This is a genomic window from Pseudomonas sp. TH07, from assembly GCF_016651285.1.
In the GTDB taxonomy this organism is placed as follows: domain Bacteria; phylum Pseudomonadota; class Gammaproteobacteria; order Pseudomonadales; family Pseudomonadaceae; genus Aquipseudomonas.
The window spans coordinates 6,256,899-6,280,571 of sequence record NZ_JAEKED010000001.1 but is presented as its reverse complement, the minus strand read 5'-3'; the positions used below and the strand labels follow the sequence as shown (position 1 = coordinate 6,280,571).

The window sequence follows — 23,673 nt, the reverse complement described above, 5'->3', positions numbered from 1 at the left end:
GGTGTTGGAGCCTGCATGAATAAGCTGCTCAAGGATTTCTCGTTGTCGGCGGCGGTGGCCGGGTTTATCGCCACCCTGATTTCCTATGCCGGGCCGTTGGTGATCGTGTTCCAGGCGGCCAAGGCCGCCGGGCTGCCCCAGGAGGTGCTGTCGTCGTGGATCTGGGCGATCTCCATCGGCAGCGGTGTGCTCGGCATTGTCCTCAGCCTGCGCTTCAAGGTGCCGGTGATCATCGCCTGGTCGGCCCCCGGCTCGGCGCTGCTGGTGGGCCTGTTGCCCGGCATCAGCCTGAATGAAGCGGTGGGCGCCTACCTGGTGGCCAGCGCGCTGATCCTGCTGGTGGGGCTGTGCGGCATTTTCGACAAGATCATCGGCCGGCTGCCGGCGGCGATTTCGGCGGCGATGCTGGCCGGGATCCTGTTCAGCTTCGGCACCCAGTTATTCCGCTCGATGGCCGACAAGCCGCTGCTGGTGGGGGCGATGTTTGGCACCTACCTGCTGTTCAAGCGGGTATGGCCGCGTTATGCGGTGCTGGCGGTGTTGCTGGTGGGCTGCGCGATCTCCCTGGGCTCGGGCGAGATCAATCAGTCGGCGCTGGTCATTGGTCTGGCCACGCCCCATTGGATCAGCCCGGCCTTCAGCTGGAGCGCGGTATTCAACGTGGCTTTGCCGCTGGTGGTGGTGGCGCTGACCGGGCAGTTCGTGCCGGGCATCGCCGTGCTGCGCAACGACGGTTACACCACCCCGGCCAGCCCGATCATCGCCAGCAGTGGTCTGGCCAGCCTGTTGCTGGCACCGTTCGGTTGCCACGGCCTGACCCTGGCGGCAATCACCGCCGCCATCTGCACCGGCCGTGAATCCCATGAAGACCCGGGCAAGCGCTATATGGCCGGGGTCATGGGCGGGGTCTTCTATCTGCTGTTGGGGGTGTTCGGCGCGACCCTGGTGTCGCTGTTCAGCGCCTTCCCCCGGGCGTTGATCGCGGCCTTGGCCGGCCTTGCGCTGTTCGCCGCGATTGGTGGGGCGCTGAGCGGGGCGATGGCGGTGCCCAGGGACCGTGAGGCGGCGCTGATCACCTTTCTGGTCACCGCGTCGGGCATGTCCTTGTTCGGCTTGTCGGCGGCGTTCTGGGGCCTGATCTTCGGCCTGGCTGCCCACGCCGTGCTGACCCTGCGCCGGCCGCGTGCGGTCCCGCCCGGCACGGCGCCGGTTCAGACCCGGAACTGATTCACCAGGCCCATCTGCTGCGTCGCCAACCCGTTGAGCCGGGTGCTGACCTGGGCCGATTCGTCGGCCTGGGCGCTGAGGGTCTCGGTGACCTGGCGGATCGCGGCCACATTGCGGTTGACCTCTTCGGCGACCACGCTCTGCTCCTCGGCGGCGCTGGCGATCTGCAGGTTCATGTCGCTGATCACCAACACCGCCTGGCTGATGCGCTGCAACGCCGCCACCGCATCCTGCACCTGGCTGGCACTGTCCTGGGCCTGGCTGTGGCTGCTGTGCATCGACGCCACCAGGACCTGGGTGCTGCCCTGGATCTGTTCGATGACCCCGCGAATCTGCTCGATGGAATCCTGGGTGCGCCGTGCCAGGTTGCGCACCTCATCGGCCACCACGGCAAAGCCGCGCCCGCTTTCCCCGGCCCGGGCGGCTTCGATGGCGGCGTTCAGCGCCAGCAGGTTGGTCTGCTCGGCGATGCTGCGGATCACTTCCAGCACCTGGCCAATCTGCTCGCTGTTGGCGGCCAGAGTCTGTACCTGGCCCATGGCCTGGCCGACATCGGCGGCCAGATGCTCGATGGCCCGGGTGCTGTGGGCGATGATCTGCAAGCCATCCTGGGTCGACTGGTCAGCCCCCCTGGCGGCCTGGGCGGCGCTGGCCGCGCTGTGTGCCACCTCCTGGGCGGTGGCGCTCATTTCATTGGAGGCGGTGGCCACCTGGTCAATCTCGCGGAACTGGGTCTGCATGCCCTGGCTGGTGAGGCGGGCAATGTTCGACGACTGATCGGCGGTGCCCCGGGCTTCGGTGATGCTCAGCTTGATGTCGCGGATCAGCGGTTGCAGCGTGTCGAGAAAGCGGTTGAAGCCTTGCACCAGCTGCCCCAGCTCATCCTGGCGGCTGTAGCTCAGGCGCTGGGTCAGGTCGCCGTCGCCACTGGCGATGCCTTGCAGCATGGCCGCCACCTGCTTGATCGGCCGCGTGGCGCTGCTGGCGCACAGGGCCATCAGCAGCAGGCCGAGGGCGGCGGCCACGACGGTGACCAGCAGGGTCTTGAGAGTATTGTCGCGCTGGGCGCTTTCCAGCAGCCGTTGCAGGCTCAGGGCGTCGGCCAGTTGCACCTGTTTCGGCAGGTCGATCACCACGGCCCAGGGGCTGGCGTCGGCGATCGGCTGCACCGGAAACAGCGCGCGGATCGACGGGCCCTGGTCCAGGGTCTGCGCCTGATTGCTGCGCAGTTGTTGCAGCAGGGCCTCGCCAGGGGCGCCGAGGGCTTGCTGCACCTTGCTGCCGAGCTTGTCCGGCGCAGCGCTGGCCCCGGCCAACACGCCACTGCTGGAGAGGATCAGCATCTCGCCGGCGCCGTCGAACAGCTCGCGGCGCGCATCGACGGCGGCGGCTTGCAGGGTGTCGAGGGCGATGTCGACGCCGACCACGCCGAGCACTTGGCCGTTCACCATCAGCGGCTGGGAAATGGACGTCATGACCAGGGTCTTGCCGCTGACCGAGTCGGCGTAGGGCTCCAGCAGGCAGGTCTTGCCGGTGTTTTTCGGGCAGCTGTAGAAGGCGTTGTAAGGCGCGCCGCTGAGGCCCGGTGCGGCGTTGTTGATGTCCTGCTCGGCGACCACGATGTTCTGCCCGCTGCCGCCCGAGCGGTTCCAGTAACTGGCGAAGCGTCCCTGTTCGTTGGCGCCGTGGGCCGTGTCGCCGGCAAACTCGGCGTCGCGCCCGTCCAGGCCGTTGGGCTCCATGACCAGCCACACCCCGAGCAGTTTTTCATTGTGCTCGAAGGCTGTGCGCAGGCCCTGGTTGACCTCGGTACGCAGGTCCTCGGGGCTCAAGGCGTGGCTGCCGAGCAGACCCCGCAGTTGCAGGAACTGATCGTTGAGGCCGTTGACCACCCGCAGGCTCTCGGAAAAATTGCGTTGCAGCAACTGGGCCTTTTCCGCGGCCTTGGCCTGCAACAGGTTCTGCACCCCGCGGGTCAGCATCTGGCTACTGGCATCCTTGACCAGCTGATTGGTCGCCGCGCCCTGATAGAGGTTCATGCCCACCACCAGCGCAATCACACTCAACAGGCAGACCCCCGACAGCAGGACGATTTTCAGGCGGATGGTCAGGCGCTGGAACATACAGAGGCACTCGCAGACGGGGAGAGGGTGAGCCCCGCAGCAAGCCCTGTGCCAGTTGATGGCAGATGGCCAAGGCCTGGTTTTTCAAGGCCTGTGTCCGGATTGATGCAAAACCTCAGACCGCCACCTGTCGCAATTTGCGAAAGCCCTGAGACAGCCTCCGCTGCACTGGGTTGCCTTGAAAACGCTGGAGCCAGAGCGCAGGTGCACGGCGTCCATGCCGGCCAGCGCAGCCTGGCGGCGGCGACCACGGCTCGCAGAAAATGAATCATTTCCGATACAACACTTACCCAATCTTTACTTATAAACCGTGCTCAAACCGCTAACCATGCTGTCTGAAGTGCCAGGAAAGTTTCTTTCTTTTCGATAATGAGAGTGAGCACATGATGGTTAAGCGAATGACCCAGGCGGCGGCGCTGATTGCGCTGTTGTCGTCCTTGTCCGGCTGCTGGATGTTCTTCCCGCCGGGTGGCGGTGGGGGTGGCGGTGGTCATGGTGGCGGCCACGGCGGTGGCCCGGGGGTTACGACGGCGGTGGTCGTGGCGGCCCCGGTGGTGGTGATCGCCGCTGAGTGCTGAAACCTGGGATGGCGGCCGTGAGGCCGCCATTTTCATGTGCCTGGGTCAAAGGTCCTTGGGCACGGCAAGGGGCAAGGCCACCACGGGCGCATCGGCCAGGCGCCGTCCGGATTTCTCCATCAGGTACCCGACAATCTCCTGGGAGGTCATTTCGAGCTGTGACAATTCCGGATCCTTGAACCAGTCGTCCGGCCAGAAGATCAGGTCCGAGGCATTGGCATTGGCAAAGTTGGTTTCCAGCAGTTGCAGGGCGTAGTTCACATCCGAATCATCGCCGCCGCTGGTGCAGACAAAATCAGCCAGGGCGCAGGCCTCGTCGAAGCTCAAGTCGGCAACGTACTTTTCCTGATGAAACGCCGAGCGGATGAAGTCATCGGCATCGGTGTAGCTGTGGAAATCACGAAACTCATAGAATTCGAACGGCCGGCTGGCGAGGCTGTTCCACTGCTCGATCAGCGCGACGATTTCGGGATCGTCTTCATAGCGGCTCTGATCGATAAGGTGTTCCAGGGCTTCGAGCAGGGTGTTCATGGTGGCCCGTTGTTGCGGGTTCAGGCGTAACGGTTGCAGCCGATCCGGAATGGCCATGCAAGGCTCCTGTGCAGCGAAATAAATAGTAATGCCAGTACGAACACTGTCCTGTGGCGAGGGAGCTTGCTCCCGCCCGGCCGCGCAGCGGCCGCAAACCTTGAACCCGCGATTAACCTGCAGGAACGAGGTTGTGGCCATTGGGGCGGCTACGCCCCGGAGCGCCGGCCGACCCAGCGGGAGCAAGCTCCCTCGCCACAGGTGATTTGTCGCAGTACCACAAGCGGCAGCGGGCGCCATGCTACCTGAGCGCTGCGGCCAGGGGCAGGCATCAGCCGATCCGATCGCCACCCAGGGCGTCGCGCTGCATCGATTGCAGGTTGCGCTCGATGGTTTCGCAGATGGTTTCCATCTGGATCTGGTGTTCGCTGGCACGAAACGGGCTTTGCAGGTCGGTGCCGATGCGTTCGATGGCCAGCAGCATAAAGCCGACCACGGTCGAGGCCAGCGGGGTGTACCAGCCCAGGGACTCCACCAGGCCCACCGGCACGATCAGGCAGAACAGCGAAATAAACAGCCGTGGAAAATACACATAGGGGTAGGGCAGCGGCGTGTTGGCGATCCGCTCCATGCCGCCTTGGCTGTTGGACAGCTCGACCAGGGTGGTTTCCAGCCGCGCCAGGCGAATGCTGTCCAGGCGTCCGGCCTTGTACTCCTTGGCCAGCAGCGCCGCCGAGCCATTGAGAATGTCGTTGGCAAAGTTGTTGGTGGCGCCGCTGCGGGCAAACTCCTCGGTGGGAATGAATGCCCGCACTTCATCCGGGCACGGCTGGCCCTTGAGGTGCGCCGCCAGGCAGTTCACATAGGCCACGTGGCGGCGCAACAGGGTGGATTTCACCGGGTTCACTTCGCTTCCCGGGTCATCCAGCAGGGTCAGCACTTGCCGGGCGAAGCTGCGGGAGTTGTTGACCATCGCCCCCCACAGCGTCCGCGCTTCCCACCAGCGGTTATAGGCGCTGCTGTTGCGAAAGCTGATCAGCACTACCAGGGCCGAGCCGAGCAGGGTCAGGGGCATCAGCGGCAGGTTGATCTTGCTATTGAGAAACAGCATGAAGTCCACGGTGACCGCCACATCCCAGATCAGCAGCCAGAACAGGGCCCAGCCCACGTAGCCCAGGGTCTTGATGATCAGGCGGTATTTTTTGACGATGGCAGCTTTCAAACGGGAACCTCGCAACGGGCGGTAAGCATCAATGCCCTAGCTCGGACGCCGGTTGCCGGGGAAAGGTTCGCCGGCCGCCGCAATCAATGATCCCGAGGCCTGAATCGTTTCAGGCCGGCTGCGGCGCCGCACGCCCCACGGCTTGGGGGCTGGCCGTCAGCAGCAGCCGCGCGCACAGGCCACCTTCGGCGCGGTTATGCAGCTCCAGCTGGCTGCCGATCTTGCCGGCGATCATGTTGACGATCGCCAGCCCCAGGCCCGCACCGTTGGCATTGCCCTGGCTGTAGAACCGCTCCAGCAGTCGCGCCCGGTCCTGTTCGTCGATGCCGGGGCCCGAGTCCTCGACGCTGAGGTGGATCGCCCCCGACGCCTGGGGCTGCACCCGGACCCAGACCTCGCTGCCCGGCGGCGAGAAGTTCAGGGCGTTGGTCACCAGGTTCTGCAGGGCGATGGCCAGGGCCACCGGGTCGGTGTCGACTTGGCACGTCTCGTCGCCGTCCAGCACCAGTTCGACGTCCTTTTCCAGGGCCAGGGGCGTCAGCTCCGCCAGCTCCTCGCGGACCAGGGCGGTGAGCTGCACGGTGCTGCGGGTGGGGTTGTTCAACTGCGGCTCGATCCGCGCCATGGTCAGCAACTGGCTGCCGATGCGGGTCGCGCGGTCAACCCCGCTGACCAGAAAGTCCAGGGCCTCGCGCCGCTGTTGCGGGGTGCCGGCGCTCTGCGCGTTTTGCGCGTGGATCCGCAGAATCGCCAGGGGCGTGCGCAGTTCGTGGGCGGCATCGGCGATAAAGCGTCGCTCGCGTTCGAGCAGGGTGTCGATCTGCGCCAGCAACTGGTTGAGGGCGGTGTGCATCGGCTCCAGGTCCCGGGGCAGGGGCTTGAGCTGCAAGGGTTGCAGGGTTGCGGTGTTACGCCCGCGAATCGCCTGGGCCATGGCCCGCAGGGGTTTCAGGCCCCAGCCGATGCTGAGCCAGATCAGCAGCGCCAGCAGCGGCACGCCGATCAGGGTCGGCCACAGGGTGTGGCGCATGATGCGCTGGATCAGGTCCTGGCGAATGTCGTCGCGTTCGCCGACCCAGATCAGCAGCCCCTGCTGGTCGTCGGCCAGGAGGAAGGCGCACCACTCGTTGCCGTTGTCGTCGATGTCGTGGGAGCCGAGGGTGGCGGGCGGTGCCTTGAGCTCCGGGGCTTCGGCGGAGCGCACCAGCAACTGGCCGTCGCTGCGCCAGACCTGGAACGTCAGGCGGGTTTCGTAGGGGTGGGCCACCCCGTCTTCGCCGACCCGGCTCATGGCCTGGTCGAAGGCCTGGTACAGCCGGTCCCAGTCCGCCTCGCCGGGGTCGCGCTGGCGCAATACGCCTTGCAGCAGGCGCGCGCTCTGCGCCAGTTGGGCGTCGTACACCTCTTCGATTTCATGGTGGCTGTCGCGCAGCACCAGCCAACTGATCAGCACATCCCCCAGCAGCACCAGGAGCAGCACCGGCAGCAGAATCCGCGCGCGTACCGAGTTCATGGCTTGAGCTCCAGCACGTAACCCACGCCGCGCACGGTGCGGATCAGCTCGGCGCAAAGTTTTTTGCGCAGGTTGTGGATCAGCACTTCCAGGGTGTTGCTCTCGACCCGGTCCTGCCAGCCGTACAGCGCCCGCGACAGGCGCTCGCGGGTCACCACCTTGCCCGGGCGCACCATCAATTGGTGCAGCAACTGGTACTCCATGGGCGTGACCACGATGTCCTGGCCCTGGTAGCTGACCTGCTGCGTGGCCGGGTCGAGGCTGACCCCAGCGTGCTCCAGCAGCGGCTGCGCCCGGCCCTGGCTACGGCGCAGCAGGGCGCGGACCCGGGCCTTGAACTCCTCGACATCGAACGGCTTGACCAGGTAGTCGTCGGCCCCGGCATCCAGCCCGGCGATGCGCTCGGCGGTGCCGTCACGGGCCGTGAGGATCAGCACCGGCAGGTCGTGCTGCTCGGCGCGCAGTTGTTGCAACAATTCCAGGCCGTCGAGGCGCGGCAGGCCCAGGTCCAGCAGCAACAGGTCGAAGCTCTCGGTGCGCAGGGCATGCAGGGCGCCGAGGCCATCCTGCAGCCAGTCCAGGGTGTAGCCCTCGGCGCTCAAGGCCACGCGAATACCCTGGCCCAGGGCACGATCATCTTCGACAAGGAGCAGGCGCATGGTGGGGTCTCGGTAGGGAAGCAGGCGCTGGAACGGCGGCATGATGACGCCAGGCGTGGCGCTCCGGCAGTGCCTTGTGTCAGGAAAGATGTAACGGCTCGTTGCCAACTAAGGTTGCCCTAAGCTTGGTTTTGCACAGTGCGATCTCCCTCATCAGACGAGAGCGTTCCCATGCGTAAAATTCTCCTGTTGTCCCTGATCATCGCCAGCCCCCTGGCCGTTGCCGGCCCGCAATGCACCACCGCCGAGCGCTCGCAATGGCAGGACCAGAAGGCCTTCCAGGAGCAGCTCAAGGCCCAGGGCTACGAGATCAGCAAGTTCAAGGTCACCGACGGCAACTGCTACGAGATCTACGGCTTTGACAAAGACAAGCGCAAGGTCGAGATCTACCACGATCCGGTGACCGGCAAAGCGGTCAAGACCGAGATCAAGGGCTGATGCCAGCCGAGTCCCTGCGCCTCTGGGACCCCGTGGTCAGGCTGTTTCACCTGTCCATCGCCGGGGTCTTCGTCGCCAACTACTTCTTCAATGAAGCCGGTGACGACTGGCACATCTGGCTCGGCTACTACGCCATGGCCTGGTTGCTGGTGCGCACGGTGTGGGGATTCATCGGCCCGCGCAGTGCGCGCTGGGCCGACTTCTGGCCGACGCCGGGCCGGCTCAAGGCGCACTTGCGCTCGCTGCTGGAGCGACGTGCGGCCCACCGCCTGGGCCACTCGCCCCTGGGCGCGCTGGTGATGCTGCTGATGCTGCTGGCGTTGTTGATCATCGGCCTCAGCGGCTGGGCCATGGAAGAGGTGGATGCACTGTGGGGCGCCGACTGGCCGCTGCTGGTGCATGAAACCACGGCCAATGTGCTGCTGGGCCTGGTGGGCGTGCATGTCTGCGCCGCGCTGTACGAGAGCTTCCAGGTGCGCGACAACCTGCCGTTGTCGATGCTCACCGGTCGCCGTCGACGCCTGCCGGATGACGCCGCGCCCTGACTGTTGTTTCCCTTGTTCCCACCCTGCATCTGCAACGGGCTCCTTATGCGTGTGCTTCCTGATCGCCTGATGTCCATCGGCTGTGGCCTGCTTCTGCTGGGGGTGTTCCTTGCCGCCTGGCGCAGCCATCCGCCCCATGAGCTGGCGCCGTTTGCCGAGGCCGGCCCCGCGACCGCCGCCACGGCGACCGAGGCCCGCCCGCAATACACCAGCCGCTTCGTGTCTTCGGAACTGAATGATTTCGTGCACTCGTCCTCGGTCACTGCCTTGCCCGGTGGCGACCTGATGGCCGTGTGGTTTGCCGGCTCCCGGGAGGGCGCCGCCGACGTCCAGGTGCGCAGCGCGCGCTTTGACGCCAAGAGCGGCGAGTGGGGCGCGGAACAGGTGCTGGCGACCCGGGAAAGCACCCGCACCGGCACCCAGCGCTACATTCGCAAACTGGGCAACCCGGTGATTGCCCTGGCCCCGGATAACCGCCTGTGGATGTTCTATGTCTCGGTGTCGGTGGGCGGCTGGGCCACCAGTGCGATCAACGTGATGGTCTCCGACGACCTCGGGCAGCACTGGAGCGCGCCACGGCAACTGATCACCTCGCCGTTCTTCAATATCAGCACCCTGGTCCGCGCCGCGCCGGTGTTCCATGCCGACGGCTCCATCGGCCTGCCGGTGTACCACGAGTTCATGGGCAAGTTCGCCGAGTACCTGTACCTGAGCAGCGATGGCCAGGTGGTGGACAAATTCCGCATCAGCCGGGGCAAGAATTCCCTGCAGCCGACCATCGTGCCCCAGGACGGGCGCCGCGCCATCGCCATGCTGCGTTACGCCGGCGACAACCACCATCGGGTCCTGGCCAGCCGCACCGAAGACGCCGGGCAGACCTGGAGCGAGCCCTATCCGCTGGAGCCGTCCAACCCCAATTCGTCCCTGGCCGCCGTGGGCACTGCCGACAACGGCTTGCTGGTGGCCCTCAACGACCTGCAGGACGGGCGCTTCAAGCTCAGCCTGTACGGCACCGATGCCGACCTCAATCAATGGCGCAGCCTGGTCGAGCTGGACCAGTCCCCCGATCCCCTGGGCCAGCCGTTCTCGCCCGAGGCCTACAAGGAAATCATCGGCGAGGGCTTTCGCGCCTCCAGCGGCGCCCGGCGCCTGCCTTTGGAACAACGCTTCCTGAGCAACCTCGACTACCGGGTGTGCAAGCCCCGGGGCTGTGATTTCGAGTACGAGTACCCGTACTTCAGCCGCAGCGCCGACGGCATGTACCACCTGGTCTACTCGTGGAATAACACTTTTATCAAACATGTCAGCTTCAACGAGGCCTGGCTTGCGGAGCGCCTGTGATGTTTTCTCTGTGGCAAGCCCATCTGAGTTTTATCCTCCTGAGTTTTGTCCTGCTCGGCAGCCTGCGCCTGACTGCGCCCTGGCGGCCCTGGCTGTTGCCGGTGCTGGCGCTGGTGAGCTTTGTACCGATTAATGGTTTGTCGCTGGCGGCCTATGTGCGCAGCTTTACCGATGATCTGGCCATCAGCACCCTGGTGTTGCTGGGCTGGGTCAGCCTGCTGCGCCTGGGGGTGGTGCAGCCGTTGCCGTACGGGCAGCGGCTGCAGGTGGTGCTGCTGTTCGGGCTGCTGGCCCTGAGCCTGTACCCGGCCACCCTCGGCCTGACCTATGTCGATCCGTACCGCTGGGGCTTCAACCCGCGACCGATGATTGTGCTCATGGGCGCGGCGGCGCTGGTGCTGCTGTGGCTGCGCAACCCCCTGGGCGTGTGGATGCTGGGGGCGGGCACCCTGGCTTTCGCGCTGCGGCTCAAGGCTTCGGAAAACTACTGGGACTACCTGATCGACCCCTTGCTGGCGGGCTACTGCCTGGTGGTCGGGTGCGGCTTGCTGGCTGCCGCCGGCTGGCGCTGGCTGCGGCGGCGCCCGCGGGCCGGGGCAGGTCAGTTGAAACCTTCGCTTTGACAACACAGAGGTAAACATGGGGTGGTTGCAATCACGCCGCCTGCGCTACGGCGTGGGCGCGATCGGCTTGGTATTTGCGGTGCTGGCGCTGTTGCGGCTGGTGTTTGTGCTGGGGTTCTCCGGGATTGACCTGGCGGCCGCCGAAGACAAATCGCCGCTGCTGCAAACCCTGGGCATCGGCCTGCGCTTCGACCTGCGTCTGGCCCTGTTGCTGATGCTGCCCCTGGCGCTGCTGGCCTGGCTGCCGCGCTGGAACCTGCTGCGGGTGCCGGCCCTGCGTTGGCTGGCCCGGGGGTATCTGCTGCTGGTGCTGGGGGCGGTGGGGCTGGTGTACATCGTCGATTTCGGTCACTACGCCTACCTCGGCGTGCGCATCAACGCCACGGTGCTGCGTTACCTCGACGACGCGCAGATCTCGCGGCAGATGGTCTGGGAAACCTACCCGGTGCTCTGGATCAGCCTGGCTTGGCTGGTCGCGCTGGGGCTGTGGTTATGGGCCCTGGTCAAGCTGGAGCGGCTGACCCTGGATCGCCCGGCCCGGCCCATCGGCACCCTGGCCGTGGCCTCGGCCGCCGTGGTGGGGGTTGTCGCCGTGCTGCTGGCGCTGCTGGGGCGGGTGGAAAAGCTCAACCTGGAAAACCCCGTACCCCTGCGCTGGAGCGATGCGTTTTTCTCGGGCAACAGCCAGGTCGCGGCCCTGGGCCTGAACCCGGTGCTGTTTCTGTACGACACCCTCAAGGCGGGCCAGGCGCAATTCGACGAAGCCCAGGTGCGCCAGCATTACCCCGCAGTGGCCCGTTACTTGGGGGTGCAGCAGCCGGATGCGCAGCGCTTGAACTTCAGCCGTGAGCAGGGCGTGCAGCCTTACCGAGCAGCGGGGCAGCGGCCGCCCAATGTGATCTTCGTCATGCTCGAATCCCTCGGCACCAGCGCGGTCGGCGCCTACGGCAACCCGCTGAACCCGACGCCCAACCTGGACAAGCTGGCGAGCCAGAGCTGGTTCTTCAAACACTTCTACGTGCCGGTCACCGGCACCGCGAAAACCGTGTGGGCCAGCATCACCGGGGTGCCCGACGTCACCCGCCAGGAGACCGCGACCCGCCACCCGCTGATCACCCGCCAGCACAGCCTGATCAATGCGTTCGAGGGCTATCAGCGCCTGTACATGATTGGCGGCAACGCCGGCTGGGCCAACATCAACGCGCTGATCCGCCAGAGCATCGACGGCGTGCAGCTGTATGACGAGGGCTACTGGAAATCACCGCTGGTGGACGTCTGGGGCATCTCCGACCTCGACCTGTTCAAGGAAAGCGATGCCCTGCTGCGCGCCGTCCCCAAAGACCAACCGTTCTTTGCCTACCTGCAAACCTCAGGCAACCACCGGCCGTTCACCATCCCCAAAAGCAACGACGGTTTTGCGGTCAAACAGTTGACCCTGGAGCAGGTGCAAGCCGCCGGCTCCCGCAGCCTGGAGCAATACAACGCGGTGCGCCTGCTCGACTTCAACATCGGCCGCCTGATGGACATCGCCAAGGCCGGGGGCTACTACGACAACACGATTTTCGTGTTCTTCGGCGACCACAACACCCGCATCAGCCAGATCCCGCACATGGCCCCGGCCTTTGAACAGCTAGGGCTGGAAAGCAACAACGTGCCGCTGTTGATCCATGCCCCGGGGCTGTTGCAGCCACGGGTGATCGAAGAAGCGGTGGGGCTGGCTGATCTACTGCCCACCGTGGCCGGCATGGCGGGCATGCCCTTCACCAACGGCGCCATGGGGCGGGATATTCAACAGCCAGCGCCGGAAGGGGAGCGGGTAGTGCCGCTGGTATTAAGGGAAGGGACCTTCCCGGTGATCGGCGGCGTGACCCAGGACTTCCTGCTGCAAATGCAGCACGACGGCAGCGAGCCGACCTTGCATGATTTGGCCTCACCGACCCCACGCGACGACGTGGCCCAGCAACACCCCGAAGAGTTTCAGCGGTTGTTGGAGTTGACTCGGGGGCTGCATGAAACGGCACGTCTGATGCTCTACCGCAACGTGCGCTAGCTGTAGCCGCTGCCGAGGCACGAGGCTGCGCTGGCCTTCATATGCGCCGTGATCTCAGGGCCAGCGCAACATCCCCCCGGCAAGACCCAGCCGTCGTGGCGAGGGAGCTTGCTCCCGCTGGGCCGCAGAGCGGCCCCAAAACCAGCAAGCACGGTGTGTCAGCCGGATGCCAAGCGGACCCATCAGAAGGGCCCAATCGTTGGCTCCCCAGCGCCCCTTGCCGCAAAGCAGTAAGGCTGAGAGCACGGCGGTTTGAAGCACGATTGAAAAAACGGAACGGGCTGTCAGCCTGTTCCGCTTTATTAAAACCAGAGGGCGACGTTAGCGTGCAGTTGCTGACGGCTTGCCGGCATCCAGCAACGAATCCACCACCGCCCTGGCCATTTCCACCGAATGGATCATCGACCAAATCAACCCACGTTCCACGCCGCTGGCGCGTTCGGTGATTTCATCGCTGACCTGTACCGCGCTATCGAGCAGCAGCGATATATGAATCAACGCTTCTTCAGCGCTGATGCCGGCGCGGACATTAAACAGGGCGTCGCGCCCGACTGGGGTGGACGCTGTGTTTTTCAGGGAACTGAGGATTGATGCCTCGGCGTTGTTCGCGGCCAGGGCCAGGCGAATACGCTGGGTGTCGCGATCGTGTTCGGGGGTTCTGAATTGCCCGGGTAAGGTCAGGGGTGGGTCGGGGACAAGCTTTTTCATGGTGCATCTCCTAGTACAGCTTTAGGAGCCATCACCGTCGCTGCTAAACGATAGGGTGGCGGCCGTTTGCAGGTTAGCAGACCGGTGTACTAGGAACCCGGCGCACCCGAAAGTGCCCTGCGCACGGCCACCATAAAACTGGGGCCGAAAAGAAGCGCCTCGTAAGAGGAGGCACTTTGCGCCTAGTACACGAGCTGCTAAACCCGGTCACTGATATGCAGTGACGAACCGAGCCTAGACAGCGCTTCTCATAGGCGCAAGCGGTTTGGATTCTCTAGGAAAAGTCGCTCAATGGAAAGCGAAGCGCCTTACGTTGGGTGGGGAATGAGGGTGGGTTTTGGGTTTCGGGATGTAACGTAAGGCTCTCCTTTTCCTTGTCAGCACACCCGTGATTGCGGCATTGAAATCACCGTTGCCGCAACCGGAAATGTGCTTGTAGGGCAGCTACACACTCGCCGTTTCAATCGCAAGCCGACTGGAAAAATACTGCGCCGTCTCTGGATCGGTGCAGTACAGGTAGCAGCCCTTCATGCCACGGGTCATCAACGTTCGATAGGTGTTCTTGATGATCAGGTCGGTCTCCTGTTGCGCCAGGTCTGGCTTTTCCTTCATCAACTTCTTCCAGCCACGAATCGACTTGTCGTGCTTGTCCCGAGCATGGGGCGAGGTCACCACTTGCCTATCGCGCACGATGAGATCCGGGCCAATGATCACCCCGATGTAATCCACCTCCAGGCCCTGGCAGGTATGGATACAGCCGATCTGCTCCACGGAGTTCGGGGCGATGATCCACAAGCTGCCGTCCTGATCCAGGTTCCATTGGCGTGCGTAGTCATTGCCGATCACGATGTCGGAGGCCTGGGAGACTTTCTTGCTGAGCCACGGCCAGCAGTAACCAGCAACGACTCGCGCCTTGTTACCGTGATTTTTCTCTTCGATGGCCTCGTGCATGGCCTGTGCAGAGTCAAACACCTTGAACTCGTACTCGCCGGTATCGAGCAGCGGGTTGGCGGTGTCGCGAATATCCAGTACGTCGTCCAGCCACGCTAGGTAACCATCCGAACCGCTGCAGCGGAACTGGGACGACAAGGTGTATTCCTCCACGGTCGCACCTTTGGCTTTGGCAAAGGCGCGAATGGCTTTTTTGCTGCCGATGTCGCTCAAGGTCACGCGCTGATCTTCATCGATAAAGAAGATCGAGCATTTGGCGGAGTCGATCAGTTCCTTGATCTGGTTCTCCCCGAGGTTTCCGTAAAGGCCGCTTTTCTCATTCAGTCGGTGAGCCTCGTCAACGATCAGCGCCTCATAGGTATTGGGCTCAGTATCAATAAAGGCGCCCGAACCGGAAAAGAAGTTCGAGAAGTGGCTGCGTTTAATGGTGCCCACCAACTTGCTCTCGTACACCTTGCGTGGCGCCGCATTTTTTGAAACGTACTTGCTCAACAGGCGCAAGGCGGTGAGCCTCACCAGCAAGTTAATCGCAACCACGGTTTTGCCCGTCCCCGGCCCGCCTTCAATAATCAGGACCTTGGGTGCCTCGACTGAGGCTTCGGTGACCGCAGCGAGTACCGATTCAAACACCGCTTTTTGATCGTCAATCAAAACGAACTCAGGCTTGCCAGCCATCAGCCCGCCCAGCGCTTCGGCCAGGGCTTTGGACGGACGAATCTTGCCGTTGGAGAGCTCGTAGAGCACCTCCAGATTGTCGCCGTAAGAGATGTGTTTCTTCAGGAAGTTTCTGAGCTTCGCCAGCTCATTGGGGCCTTTGAGGAACAGCGGCGCTTTGTTGATGTATTCCTTGTAGTGCGCCGAATCGATCACGCCATCACTGACGTAGTTATGCAGGTAAGCGCAGGGACGAACCTCAATGCTCTTGTCGTAGACCGCTTCATTGAAACCCTCCAGCAACGCGGCATATGACCAGACCTGATATGACGGGTGAATGGTCTCGACCATACCGCCCCCCATTGCGGTTCTGACAATCGCATCTTTGCGGGTGGCGGTGGCTTTGCTCCACTGCTTGAGCTCGATCAGCACCGCACTTTTGGCCTGATATTCATCGTGGCCCGTCAGCAAAAAGTCTATGCGCTTCGACGACTGAGGGATGTGCAACTCAATCGCCAGCCCGGCATTGTCAGGCAAGCCCTCATCCCTGAGGACCTTGGCCATATACGTCAGCGAACCTTGCCAGGACCTGATCTCCGATGCCCCCACCGTCTTGCCGGTGGCTTCCTTGAAGTGCCTGAGGATCACATCTTCGATGTCGTCGTTATCGTTGTCTTTGAGAAATTGCTGTTTAGTCGCAGCGTAAACGATCACGAAAAATCCTTAGAGCCCAGGGCGTCAGAGTTGGTCGTACTTCTTGCTGGTGCTTTTGGCTTTATCGACCGGGTACTTCTGGCCGTTGAGCGCGAGCTTGCTGGTCACGGCGTCATTGAGATCAACCCCCAGCACACTGCTCAAACGCACCAGGTACATCAGCACATCCGCCAGTTCGTCCCTGACCGCCTGGGCCGTCTCGGGGCGCTTGGCCGCATCCTTGGCATCGGCTTCGCTCATCCACTGAAAGATCTCGCACAGCTCCCCGGTCTCCCCAGTGAGGGCCAGTAGCAGGTTCTTGGGCGAGTGAAACTGCTGCCAATCGCGATCGTCGGCAAAGCGTTGCAGTGCGTCCGCCAGGCGGCTGATGTCGAGCAGTGGGGCAGGGGAGTCAACAGCGGTGCTCACAATCTCGCCTCTTGGTTGACTACAGCTGGCGTGAAGGAGAGCTGTGTAGGAAAACGGAGAGGGGATTGTAGGAGATTTCGTTTTTTGGGGCAGAAAATTGAGGGAGGAGGTGTTTGTGGCGGCAGATTATGGGGGGATCTGGTAAGGCGAGCTGTCCCAACTACTCATCGGTTTGAGTGGGCTCTGTTTTTGTAGGCTTGATTGAGTGGTTGATTTTTGTTGTTGGATTTTTGTTGTTGAGGGGCAGGGAGCGGCTAAAAGCGGGCACTACAGTTCGGTAATCCTGAGCAGGGCTCGACTGATTTTGTCCTTATGTCTAAGTGGTTAAGGTCATGCAAGCAATAGGGGAAGTGCTACCATATTGCCACTCTCTTCTCCAGAAGTACTTTCTGCTTCCAGGTAATCGCCATGGACGATGTAGTCATAACGCATTTGGATGTGTACCAGAGCTGGAAAAACCATCTCTTCAATTTCAGTCTCGACGATCCCAAGACGAACGCCCCCGGGCTGCGTAAGCCGCAACTGGCTGCGCTTTATGCCACCTTGGGGCACCTTGTGGTTGATTCCTCTTCGACCGCCACCGTGGTCATGCCGACCGGTACAGGAAAGACCGACACCATGCTCGCGCTGATCATCGCTGCGAGGATGGTCAGAACCTTGATCCTGGTTCCCTCGGACGCCCTCCGGACGCAGTTGGTGGGCAAGTGCACGGAAATGAAGACGCTTCGTACCGTAGGGGCAGTGTCGGACACGGCGCGTAATCCCATTGTTGCAGCCATCGATTCGAAGTTGTCTGAGGCGCAAGTTGCTGAGTTGGCCATCGCTAACATCATTGTGGCCACTCCGCAGGCCCTGCTGCTATTCGAAGACTCTGCGTTGGCAGCGCTGGTGAACATGTGCAGTCACCTGATGATCGATGAAGCTCACCATGTCGTGGCCGCTAGTTGGAACCGAATCAAAACCGCCTTCAGGGGCAGACCTTGCATTCAATTCACAGCAACGCCATTCCGGGAGGATGGTCTGGCTCTGTCCGGCAAGATCATCTACAACTACCCGCTTCGGGATGCGCAGCTTGATGGCTATTTCAAAGGCATCGAGTTCCATCCAGTACGAGAGTACAACCTCAAGCTGTCCGACCAGGCCATCGCAGACAAGGCTGTTGAGCTACTCCGGGCTGACCTCAAGGCTGGGTACAACCACTTGATGATGGTGCGTGCCAAGTCGCACAAGCGGGCAACAGACCTGTTCGAGATTTACAAGCAGCACCCCGACCTGACGCCGGTGCTGATTCACAGCAAGGTGCCGAACCAAGCCAAGGTGATGGCGGAGATCGTCAAGAAGAAGCACCGAATCATCGTCTGCGTCGACATGCTTGGCGAAGGCTTTGATCTGCCCGAGCTCAAAATCGCCGCCATTCATGATCAACACCAAAGTCCTGCGGTGACGCTCCAATTCATTGGTCGGCTAACAAGGGTTGATGCGGTCCTTGGTGATGCGAAATTCGTGGCGAACATCGCTAACCAGAAGGCCGACCACCAGATGGCAGACCTCTACAAGGAGAGTGCTGACTGGGGTGCAGTCATTCGCAACGTGAGCGAGCAAAAGGTTGGCCGGGAGATTGCGAAGGCAGACTTCAACGAGCAGTTTGCCGAAGGGGACGATGCCCAGGTGATTTTTGGGCTGAACCCCAACCCCAAAATCAGCGCTGTGGCGTATCACGTCTCTCCTACGGACTGGACACCACAGCGGGCGCAGAGCCTGGACGGACGCAGAGAAACACTGCAGTACATCTCGATCAATGATCAGGCGGATACTGTTATTGCCGTGACTCGGCGAGAGACGCTGGTTGGGTGGGCTCAGACAGAAGAAATCGTCGATACCAACTGGAATCTGTACATCGCTTTCTATAACAAGGCGCAGGAAACCCTGTTCATTCACACCTCAGGTGACGACACCCAGGCAACTCACTTTCTCAACCTGGTGGCCAAAGACTCTCGTCGCATCAATGGTGAGCCGACCTTTCGGACGCTCCACGACATCAAGCTGATGAAGCTTCAGAACGTTGGCCTGTCCCGCGCCCGGAAAGACCTGCGATTCACGATGCACGTGGGGCGTGATATCAACCAGGTGATCAGCGACATCGAGAAGGGCAATGCGACAAAGTCCAACATCTTCGCCACCGGTTTTGAGGATGGAGAACTAACCACGGTGGGCTGCTCGCACAAGGGCAAGATCTGGGAGATGAACTCCTCTCCGATCAACTACTGGGTCGAGTGGTGCAAGCGCATGTCCGTCAAACTCAACGACAACACCATCGACCCTGGTGACGTACTCAAAAATGTCATGCGTGCTGACCAAATAAAGGACAGATGGCCAGAAGGCCTGTTCTACGCCGATTGGCCTGTATCGATCGCGATCGAAAACGAGCAAAGGATCTCGCTGTATTTTCAGGGAGAGACTTTCAACCTTCTCGACGTTGAGCTTGGTAAGCCTGAGTACAGTGACACGCGGACGCTGGAGATACCCGTCTTGGTCGCGGACAACGATGGCAAGGAGCGTCGCCTTACTACCATCGCCATCAAGTTGTTGGAGGACGGATACAAGACCTCCTGCCCAGGTGTGAAGATCCTTTACCCCCACGAAATGCCACTGGACTCATACCTGGATGCAGAGCCGCTTGTGTTGCTCAAGGTCGACGGTTCGATGGTGCAGGGCAACTACCGTCAGTACTCGCTCAACAGCATGGATGTAAAACTTCCTGCCGCTTTGCTCGAACCCTGGGATTGGGGAACGACGAAAATCCATCAGGAGTCCATGCGTGCAGAACGACGTAAGGACTCAGTACAAGGCTTCACCTTTGACAAGATCGCTGATGACTACTCCATCGTCTTTAATGATGACGGCAAAGGCGAAATCGCTGACCTGGTGGCTATTCGGGAAAACAAGGACGCCATCTACGTCGACCTTTACCACTGTAAATTTTGCCCTATGGCGGATGGTGTGGCCGCGCCCGGGGCGCGCGTCGCCGACGTCTATGAGGTATGCGGTCAGGCGTCGAGATCGGTGAAATGGCTGTACACGGGCGATAAGTTCTTCAACCGACTGATGGATCGCTACCAGCAATCACTGCTGAAGGACTTCGACAGAATCCTGAAAGGCACGCCTCAGCAGCTGGAGATACTGCGCAACAAATGCCACGACCATGAGCTGATTTTCAAGTTTGTGATCGTCCAACCCGCGATATCAGTGAAGAAGGTGTCGAAGGAACAGTTGGCCGTCTTGGGAACGAGCTACTCATACATCAAGAGCATCTCGGGATCGGACATCAAGGTCATTGTTAGCCCCTAATTCAATTGCACCAGCGGAATTGCATCTGATTCCGCTGATGTCATGCTGTGATCCCTGCCTCCGAAACCGACTTCGCTTTTGTCATCACAAGCTTGGCTAGCCTGAAGCGTCCTGAATTTTCAAGGTGCTCGATGGCCGCTTTTTGGCCGATAGCAGCCATCTATGATCATCTGTTTACAAGTCGTCGTTACTAATCAGAGCCAGTTCCGGAGCTGGAAACCCCCATCACTGACTCATCAGCTGACGTTTCCAACGATAGGCATTGGGATAATCGCAGCCAACAGCATCGCTGTAAGAACCCTCTTCTTTACCCGAAAAAACCAGAACGATTTGCTATCCTGCGCCCCTTTCCCCCCTCAGCAAGGAGCGCCCGCATGACCCCGTCCATTGATGGCTGTACGCAAACAAGGGCTGGTAAACGGCGTTACCTGCCACACCTCCTGGCCCCAGCCCTCCTGCTAGGCCTCGCCCTAACCACCCCCAGCGCCCACGCCAACCCCACCACTACCTACCGCGGCACCCTCGGTTCTACCCCGGTAGAACTGGCTCTAACCTACGACCCGCAATACGGCGGTGGCTTCTCCGGTTATTGGTTTACCGAAGCCGAGCGCTTGCCCATTCCGTTGGAGTTGACGCCGTTTCGCCAAGGCGCGGGGCTGTTGATCAATATCATGGACAACCCGACTCTGCCGGCGGCAGCGGTGTCTTTGCAGCCGTTCACCGAGGGGGCCGATTCCCTGCAGGGCTCGTTTGTCGATTTGCGCACGGGCGCGCAGCAGCCGTTGCGGTTGCAGCGGGTAACGCGTTTTGGTGACAGTCAGCGGGATGCATTTGACGGGGATTTGCTGCAGCCGGCGCAGGACAAGGATTTCTATTTCAGTGTGCATGCCGCGCGCAAGGCCGGGGAGGAGGTGGCGCGGGTGGACCGTATTCGGGTGATGAGTCGTGTTACGGGGGCGCAGGTGCAGGAGATCAGTGGGCCGTGGTGCCTGTCTGCGGTTGGCACCGGGACGCTGACTTTCGGGCATTTCCAGGCCGAGTCGCCGATGGATTTTCAGGCCCAGAGTTATCGCGTGGCGGAGTCGGATGGCCGGATGTTGTGCGGGCCCATTCAGTACTACCTGTACAACCGTGAAAGCCAGCAGTACCTGCGCCATCCGCTGCTGGAGCAGTTCGCCGTGGACGGTACGTTGCGCTTTTCGCCCAGTGGCCAGATGGAGTTCAGCAAGCAGGACTTTATCAATTTCGATCAACGCACGCGGCGTTGGGATTATTACCGGGTAATCAGCCCGGATCGGCTGGAGTTTCTGTCGTCTGGCGAGGAGCGTTTCTGATGGGGTGGGGTGATCTTTACCGCGGTTTGGCGGCGGGGCTGTTGGTGCTGTGGATGCTGCCGGCGCAGGCGGCTCATGGGGTGTATGAGGGCACCTTGGGCAAGCAGGCGATTGTGCTGACCCTGGGTAACCAGAATGCCGTGTACCAGGGCACTTATGCCTACCAGCGCTATCGCACGCCGATCCGGCTCAAGCCGACCTTCAGTTTCAGCAATCAGGTGCTGGCCATGGATGAGCTGGACGAGCAGGGCTTGCCGGTGGCGCGTTTGCAGTTCAACGACTTGATGGTCAGCCGTCAGCGCGAGCAGGTGCGCGGTAGTTGGACCAGCTATCGCACCGGCAAGACTTTGCCCATCAGCCTGAAGCTGGTGGGCCTGGTGGATTCGGACCGGTCGTGGCCGCAGCCGAGCACGGCGCTGTTGCAGAGTGCATCCACCCCGCGTTGGTATTTCCAGTTGCCGATGCAGGGCAATGATCGGCGGGTGACGGCCATTGAGGTGCTGAGCAAGGCCACCGGCAAGCCCTTGCAGACCCTGGCGCTCGCCGAGCCGGGGTGCCCGAACCAGGGCGTGGATACGTTGCAGGTGCAGGCCGAGGGGGATCGCGTGGGGATCAGTTTGAGTGGCTGCTCGTTGCCGGGGTTTGCGTGGAATAAAAGCAGCGGACGGTTTGAGGTGTTGCCGTGAGGCTGATCAGAACCTGCAAGTTAATCTGTGGAGTTCCCTATGTTGGATAAACCATCACCGGTGCTGATTCAGGTGTACATGGCCGATGACGATGGCGCCGTTCGCGAGGAGCTGCTGGCGCGGCAGATCGATGAGGACACTTACGAGTTGCTGTCCTCCCCGGGCCTGGCGCAAAACCTGGCGCGGGGCGATATCGTTTCACTCCGCAATCCCGATGCACCGGCCGAAGTGCTGAAGCGGGGCGGTAATTTCTGCATTCAGATCTACGCCGATTACATTGATCCGGAGGTGATCAGCGCACTTGAAAACGATGTCATTCGTGAATTGAAGGGCACCTTGGATGGGGTGTGCGAAGGCAATCTGGCGTTGGCTGTTCCTGCAAAAAACGGGATGGAGAACATCAACAGGTTTTTCGATGGCTTCCGCGAAAAAACCGGGATCCAGTGGTACTACGCGAACGTCTATAAAAACCTCGATGATGATGAGGATGAGACGCTGTTGAATTGGTGGTTGGAGTGACCGGACTGTGGCCAAAGCGACCAAGTAACCGATCAAGTAAGCGACCAAGTAGCCCGGCAGCTTTGGGTCATTGAGGGGCGATGCGCCCAGGCAATTGTCCAACAAGCTGTTGGACAATTCTATCCCCGCCGATGAGCCATGCCGTTTCAGGCAATCTGCAGCCGGGGTGCTTTATGAACGCGTTTTACCAACAGCCCCAAGCCCCCACCCACCAGCAATATCGCCGCCATAAAGTACATCGCCGCCTGGGTATTCCCCGTCACCTGGGTCAGCCACCCCACCACAATAGTGCTGAAGAACCCCGCCACATTGCCCAGGGTATTGATCAACGCCACGCCCGCAGCGGCTGCGGCGCCGCCCACCACAGCGGTGGGCAAGCCCCAGAACACCGGCAGGCTGCTGATCATGGCGGCGGTGCCGATGATCAGGCCGAACATGGCCAGCATCAGGTTGTCGCCGAAGAAGGTGCCGAAGGCCACGCCTAGCGCGCCAATCCCCGCGCAGACTGCCAGGTGCCAGCGGTACTCGCCGTGGCGGTCCGAGCTGCGGCCCACGATGACCATGGCCACCGCTGCGGCGGCGTAGGGCAGGGCGGTGAGGACGCCGATGGCCCAGGGCTGCTGCACGCCGCTGTTGCGGATGATGGTGGGCAGCCAGAAGCTGATGACGTATTGGCCCAGTACCAGGCAGAAGTACACCGCGCCCAGCAGCCAGATTTGGGGGTTGAGCAGGCCGTCGCGCAGGCGGTGGCTTTGTTTGTTGGCGGCTTCGCGGTCGATGGCGGCTTGCATGCCGTGGCGTTCGTCTGCGGTGAGCCAGTGGGCGTCGGCGATGCGGTCGCGCAGTAGGAAGAACACCGCGGCGCCGAGGGCCACGGCGGGCAGGCCTTCGATGACGAACAGCCATTGCCAGCCGGCGTAGCCGGAGACGCCGTTGAGGTGTTGCAGGATCAGGCCGGAGATCAGTGAGCCGAACAGGCTGGAAATCGGCAGGGCCATGATGAACAGGGCGGTCATCACGCCCCGGCGTTGGCTGGGGAACCAGGTGGTGAGGTAGAAGATGATGCCGGGGAAGAAGCCGGCTTCGGCAATGCCGATCAGCAGCCGCAGCACGTAGAAGGTCAGGGGCGTTTCGATAAACATCATGGCCGCCGACAGCAGGCCCCAGGTGACCATGATTCGGGCGATCCAGCGTCGCGCGCCGAAGCGGTGCAGGGCGATGTTGCTGGGGATTTCGAACAGCAGGTAACCGACGAAGAAGATCCCGGCGCCGAGGCCGTACACCGCTTCGCTGAATTTCAGGTCGTCGAGCATCTGCAACTTGGCGAAGCCGACGTTGACCCGGTCCAGGTAGGCCACCAGGTAGCACAGCACCAGCAGCGGGATGATGCGCCAGGCGGTCTTGCGGTAGGCCGAGTGCAGGGCCGCGTCGTCGAGGGCCGCGGGCGGCGGGGAAGGTTGATTCATGGCTAGCCTCTTTATTCTTGTTGTCGAAGCAATGGGTG

Annotated in this window: 19 protein-coding genes and 2 pseudogenes; 11 read left to right on the top strand and 10 right to left on the bottom strand. The window is 61.8% G+C overall.

Annotated features, from left to right (window positions below; genetic code table 11):
* Positions 1 to 15: 15 nt before the first annotated feature.
* Positions 16 to 1,227: a benzoate/H(+) symporter BenE family transporter gene (locus tag JFU57_RS28650; RefSeq protein WP_201131622.1), complete on the top strand. Its 1,212-nt coding sequence runs from the start codon at positions 16 to 18 to the stop codon at positions 1,225 to 1,227.
* Here the strand turns inward: JFU57_RS28650 and JFU57_RS33740 are convergent.
* Positions 1,212 to 1,727 (bottom strand): annotated as a pseudogene (locus tag JFU57_RS33740) (methyl-accepting chemotaxis protein); the annotation flags it as partial. The gene JFU57_RS28650 and the pseudogene JFU57_RS33740 overlap by 16 nt on opposite strands.
* 342 nt (positions 1,728 to 2,069) lie before the next feature.
* Positions 2,070 to 3,209 (bottom strand): annotated as a pseudogene (locus tag JFU57_RS33735) (PDC sensor domain-containing protein); the annotation flags it as partial.
* Positions 3,210 to 3,733: 524 nt separating this feature from the next.
* Here JFU57_RS33735 and JFU57_RS28640 point away from each other — a divergent pair.
* The gene (locus tag JFU57_RS28640) at positions 3,734 to 3,928 is read left to right on the top strand and encodes a hypothetical protein (protein ID WP_201131620.1); all 195 of its coding nucleotides are present in this window, start codon (positions 3,734 to 3,736) and stop codon (positions 3,926 to 3,928) included.
* Between the two features lie 45 nt (positions 3,929 to 3,973).
* Here JFU57_RS28640 and JFU57_RS28635 read toward each other — a convergent pair whose 3' ends face one another.
* The 4 genes from JFU57_RS28635 to JFU57_RS28620 all read right to left on the bottom strand — a co-directional run bounded on the left by JFU57_RS28635 (position 3,974) and on the right by JFU57_RS28620 (position 7,850).
* Positions 3,974 to 4,516, bottom strand: coding sequence for a hypothetical protein (locus JFU57_RS28635; RefSeq protein ID WP_201131619.1), 543 nt, complete (start codon positions 4,514 to 4,516; stop codon positions 3,974 to 3,976).
* Between the two features lie 271 nt (positions 4,517 to 4,787).
* Positions 4,788 to 5,678 carry a bestrophin family protein gene (locus JFU57_RS28630; RefSeq protein ID WP_201131618.1) on the bottom strand — a complete coding sequence of 297 codons (891 nt, stop codon included), beginning with the start codon at positions 5,676 to 5,678 and terminating at the stop codon, positions 4,788 to 4,790.
* 109 nt (positions 5,679 to 5,787) lie between these two features.
* Complete coding sequence (locus JFU57_RS28625) at positions 5,788 to 7,191, bottom strand: sensor histidine kinase (RefSeq protein ID WP_201131617.1); 1,404 nt, start codon at positions 7,189 to 7,191, stop codon at positions 5,788 to 5,790.
* Entirely contained in the window at positions 7,188 to 7,850 is a 663-nt protein-coding gene (locus JFU57_RS28620; protein WP_078469115.1) for a response regulator, read from the bottom strand. Before JFU57_RS28620 ends, JFU57_RS28625 begins: the two co-directional genes overlap by 4 nt.
* A gap of 171 nt (positions 7,851 to 8,021) precedes the next feature.
* Between JFU57_RS28620 and JFU57_RS28615 the strand changes: the two genes are divergently transcribed.
* From JFU57_RS28615 to JFU57_RS28595, 5 genes are read left to right on the top strand one after another with little or no spacing between them, the layout of a single operon-like run.
* Positions 8,022 to 8,288: a PepSY domain-containing protein gene (locus JFU57_RS28615; protein ID WP_020296694.1), complete on the top strand. Its 267-nt coding sequence runs from the start codon at positions 8,022 to 8,024 to the stop codon at positions 8,286 to 8,288.
* Positions 8,288 to 8,833: a cytochrome b/b6 domain-containing protein gene (locus JFU57_RS28610; RefSeq protein WP_201131616.1), complete on the top strand. Its 546-nt coding sequence runs from the start codon at positions 8,288 to 8,290 to the stop codon at positions 8,831 to 8,833. Before JFU57_RS28615 ends, JFU57_RS28610 begins: the two co-directional genes overlap by 1 nt.
* 45 nt (positions 8,834 to 8,878) lie before the next feature.
* Positions 8,879 to 10,174 (top strand): sialidase family protein, encoded by a 1,296-nt coding sequence (locus tag JFU57_RS28605; RefSeq protein WP_201131615.1) that lies wholly within the window; start codon positions 8,879 to 8,881, stop codon positions 10,172 to 10,174.
* Positions 10,174 to 10,797 (top strand): hypothetical protein, encoded by a 624-nt coding sequence (locus JFU57_RS28600; protein ID WP_078468524.1) that lies wholly within the window; start codon positions 10,174 to 10,176, stop codon positions 10,795 to 10,797. Before JFU57_RS28605 ends, JFU57_RS28600 begins: the two co-directional genes overlap by 1 nt.
* A 16-nt stretch (positions 10,798 to 10,813) precedes the next feature.
* Positions 10,814 to 12,847: an LTA synthase family protein gene (locus JFU57_RS28595; protein ID WP_201131614.1), complete on the top strand. Its 2,034-nt coding sequence runs from the start codon at positions 10,814 to 10,816 to the stop codon at positions 12,845 to 12,847.
* Between the two features lie 321 nt (positions 12,848 to 13,168).
* Here the strand turns inward: JFU57_RS28595 and JFU57_RS28590 are convergent, their stop codons facing one another.
* The 3 genes from JFU57_RS28590 to JFU57_RS28580 all read right to left on the bottom strand — a co-directional run bounded on the left by JFU57_RS28590 (position 13,169) and on the right by JFU57_RS28580 (position 16,282).
* A complete protein-coding gene (locus JFU57_RS28590) occupies positions 13,169 to 13,555 on the bottom strand; it encodes a DUF6124 family protein (protein WP_201131613.1) in 387 nt (128 codons plus the stop codon).
* Between the two features lie 444 nt (positions 13,556 to 13,999).
* Positions 14,000 to 15,874, bottom strand: a complete 1,875-nt coding sequence (locus tag JFU57_RS28585) for a DNA/RNA helicase domain-containing protein (RefSeq protein WP_201131612.1) — start codon at positions 15,872 to 15,874, stop codon at positions 14,000 to 14,002.
* A gap of 24 nt (positions 15,875 to 15,898) precedes the next feature.
* Positions 15,899 to 16,282: a MazG-like family protein gene (locus JFU57_RS28580; RefSeq protein ID WP_201131611.1), complete on the bottom strand. Its 384-nt coding sequence runs from the start codon at positions 16,280 to 16,282 to the stop codon at positions 15,899 to 15,901.
* Positions 16,283 to 16,690: 408 nt separating this feature from the next.
* Between JFU57_RS28580 and JFU57_RS28575 the strand changes: the two genes are divergently transcribed.
* From JFU57_RS28575 to JFU57_RS28560, 4 genes are all read left to right on the top strand, one after another.
* A complete protein-coding gene (locus JFU57_RS28575) occupies positions 16,691 to 19,630 on the top strand; it encodes a DEAD/DEAH box helicase (protein WP_201131610.1) in 2,940 nt (979 codons plus the stop codon).
* 374 nt (positions 19,631 to 20,004) lie between these two features.
* A complete protein-coding gene (locus tag JFU57_RS28570) occupies positions 20,005 to 20,964 on the top strand; it encodes a hypothetical protein (protein ID WP_201131609.1) in 960 nt (319 codons plus the stop codon).
* Positions 20,964 to 21,650 carry a hypothetical protein gene (locus JFU57_RS28565; RefSeq protein WP_201131608.1) on the top strand — a complete coding sequence of 229 codons (687 nt, stop codon included), beginning with the start codon at positions 20,964 to 20,966 and terminating at the stop codon, positions 21,648 to 21,650. The genes JFU57_RS28570 and JFU57_RS28565 overlap by 1 nt, the downstream gene beginning before the upstream one ends.
* Positions 21,651 to 21,689: 39 nt before the next feature.
* Positions 21,690 to 22,169 carry a DUF4265 domain-containing protein gene (locus JFU57_RS28560; RefSeq protein WP_201131607.1) on the top strand — a complete coding sequence of 160 codons (480 nt, stop codon included), beginning with the start codon at positions 21,690 to 21,692 and terminating at the stop codon, positions 22,167 to 22,169.
* 146 nt (positions 22,170 to 22,315) lie between these two features.
* On the opposite strand, the gene JFU57_RS28555 is transcribed toward JFU57_RS28560, so the two are convergent.
* Positions 22,316 to 23,635 (bottom strand): MFS transporter, encoded by a 1,320-nt coding sequence (locus tag JFU57_RS28555; RefSeq protein WP_201131606.1) that lies wholly within the window; start codon positions 23,633 to 23,635, stop codon positions 22,316 to 22,318.
* Between the last annotated feature and the right edge of the window lie 38 nt (positions 23,636 to 23,673).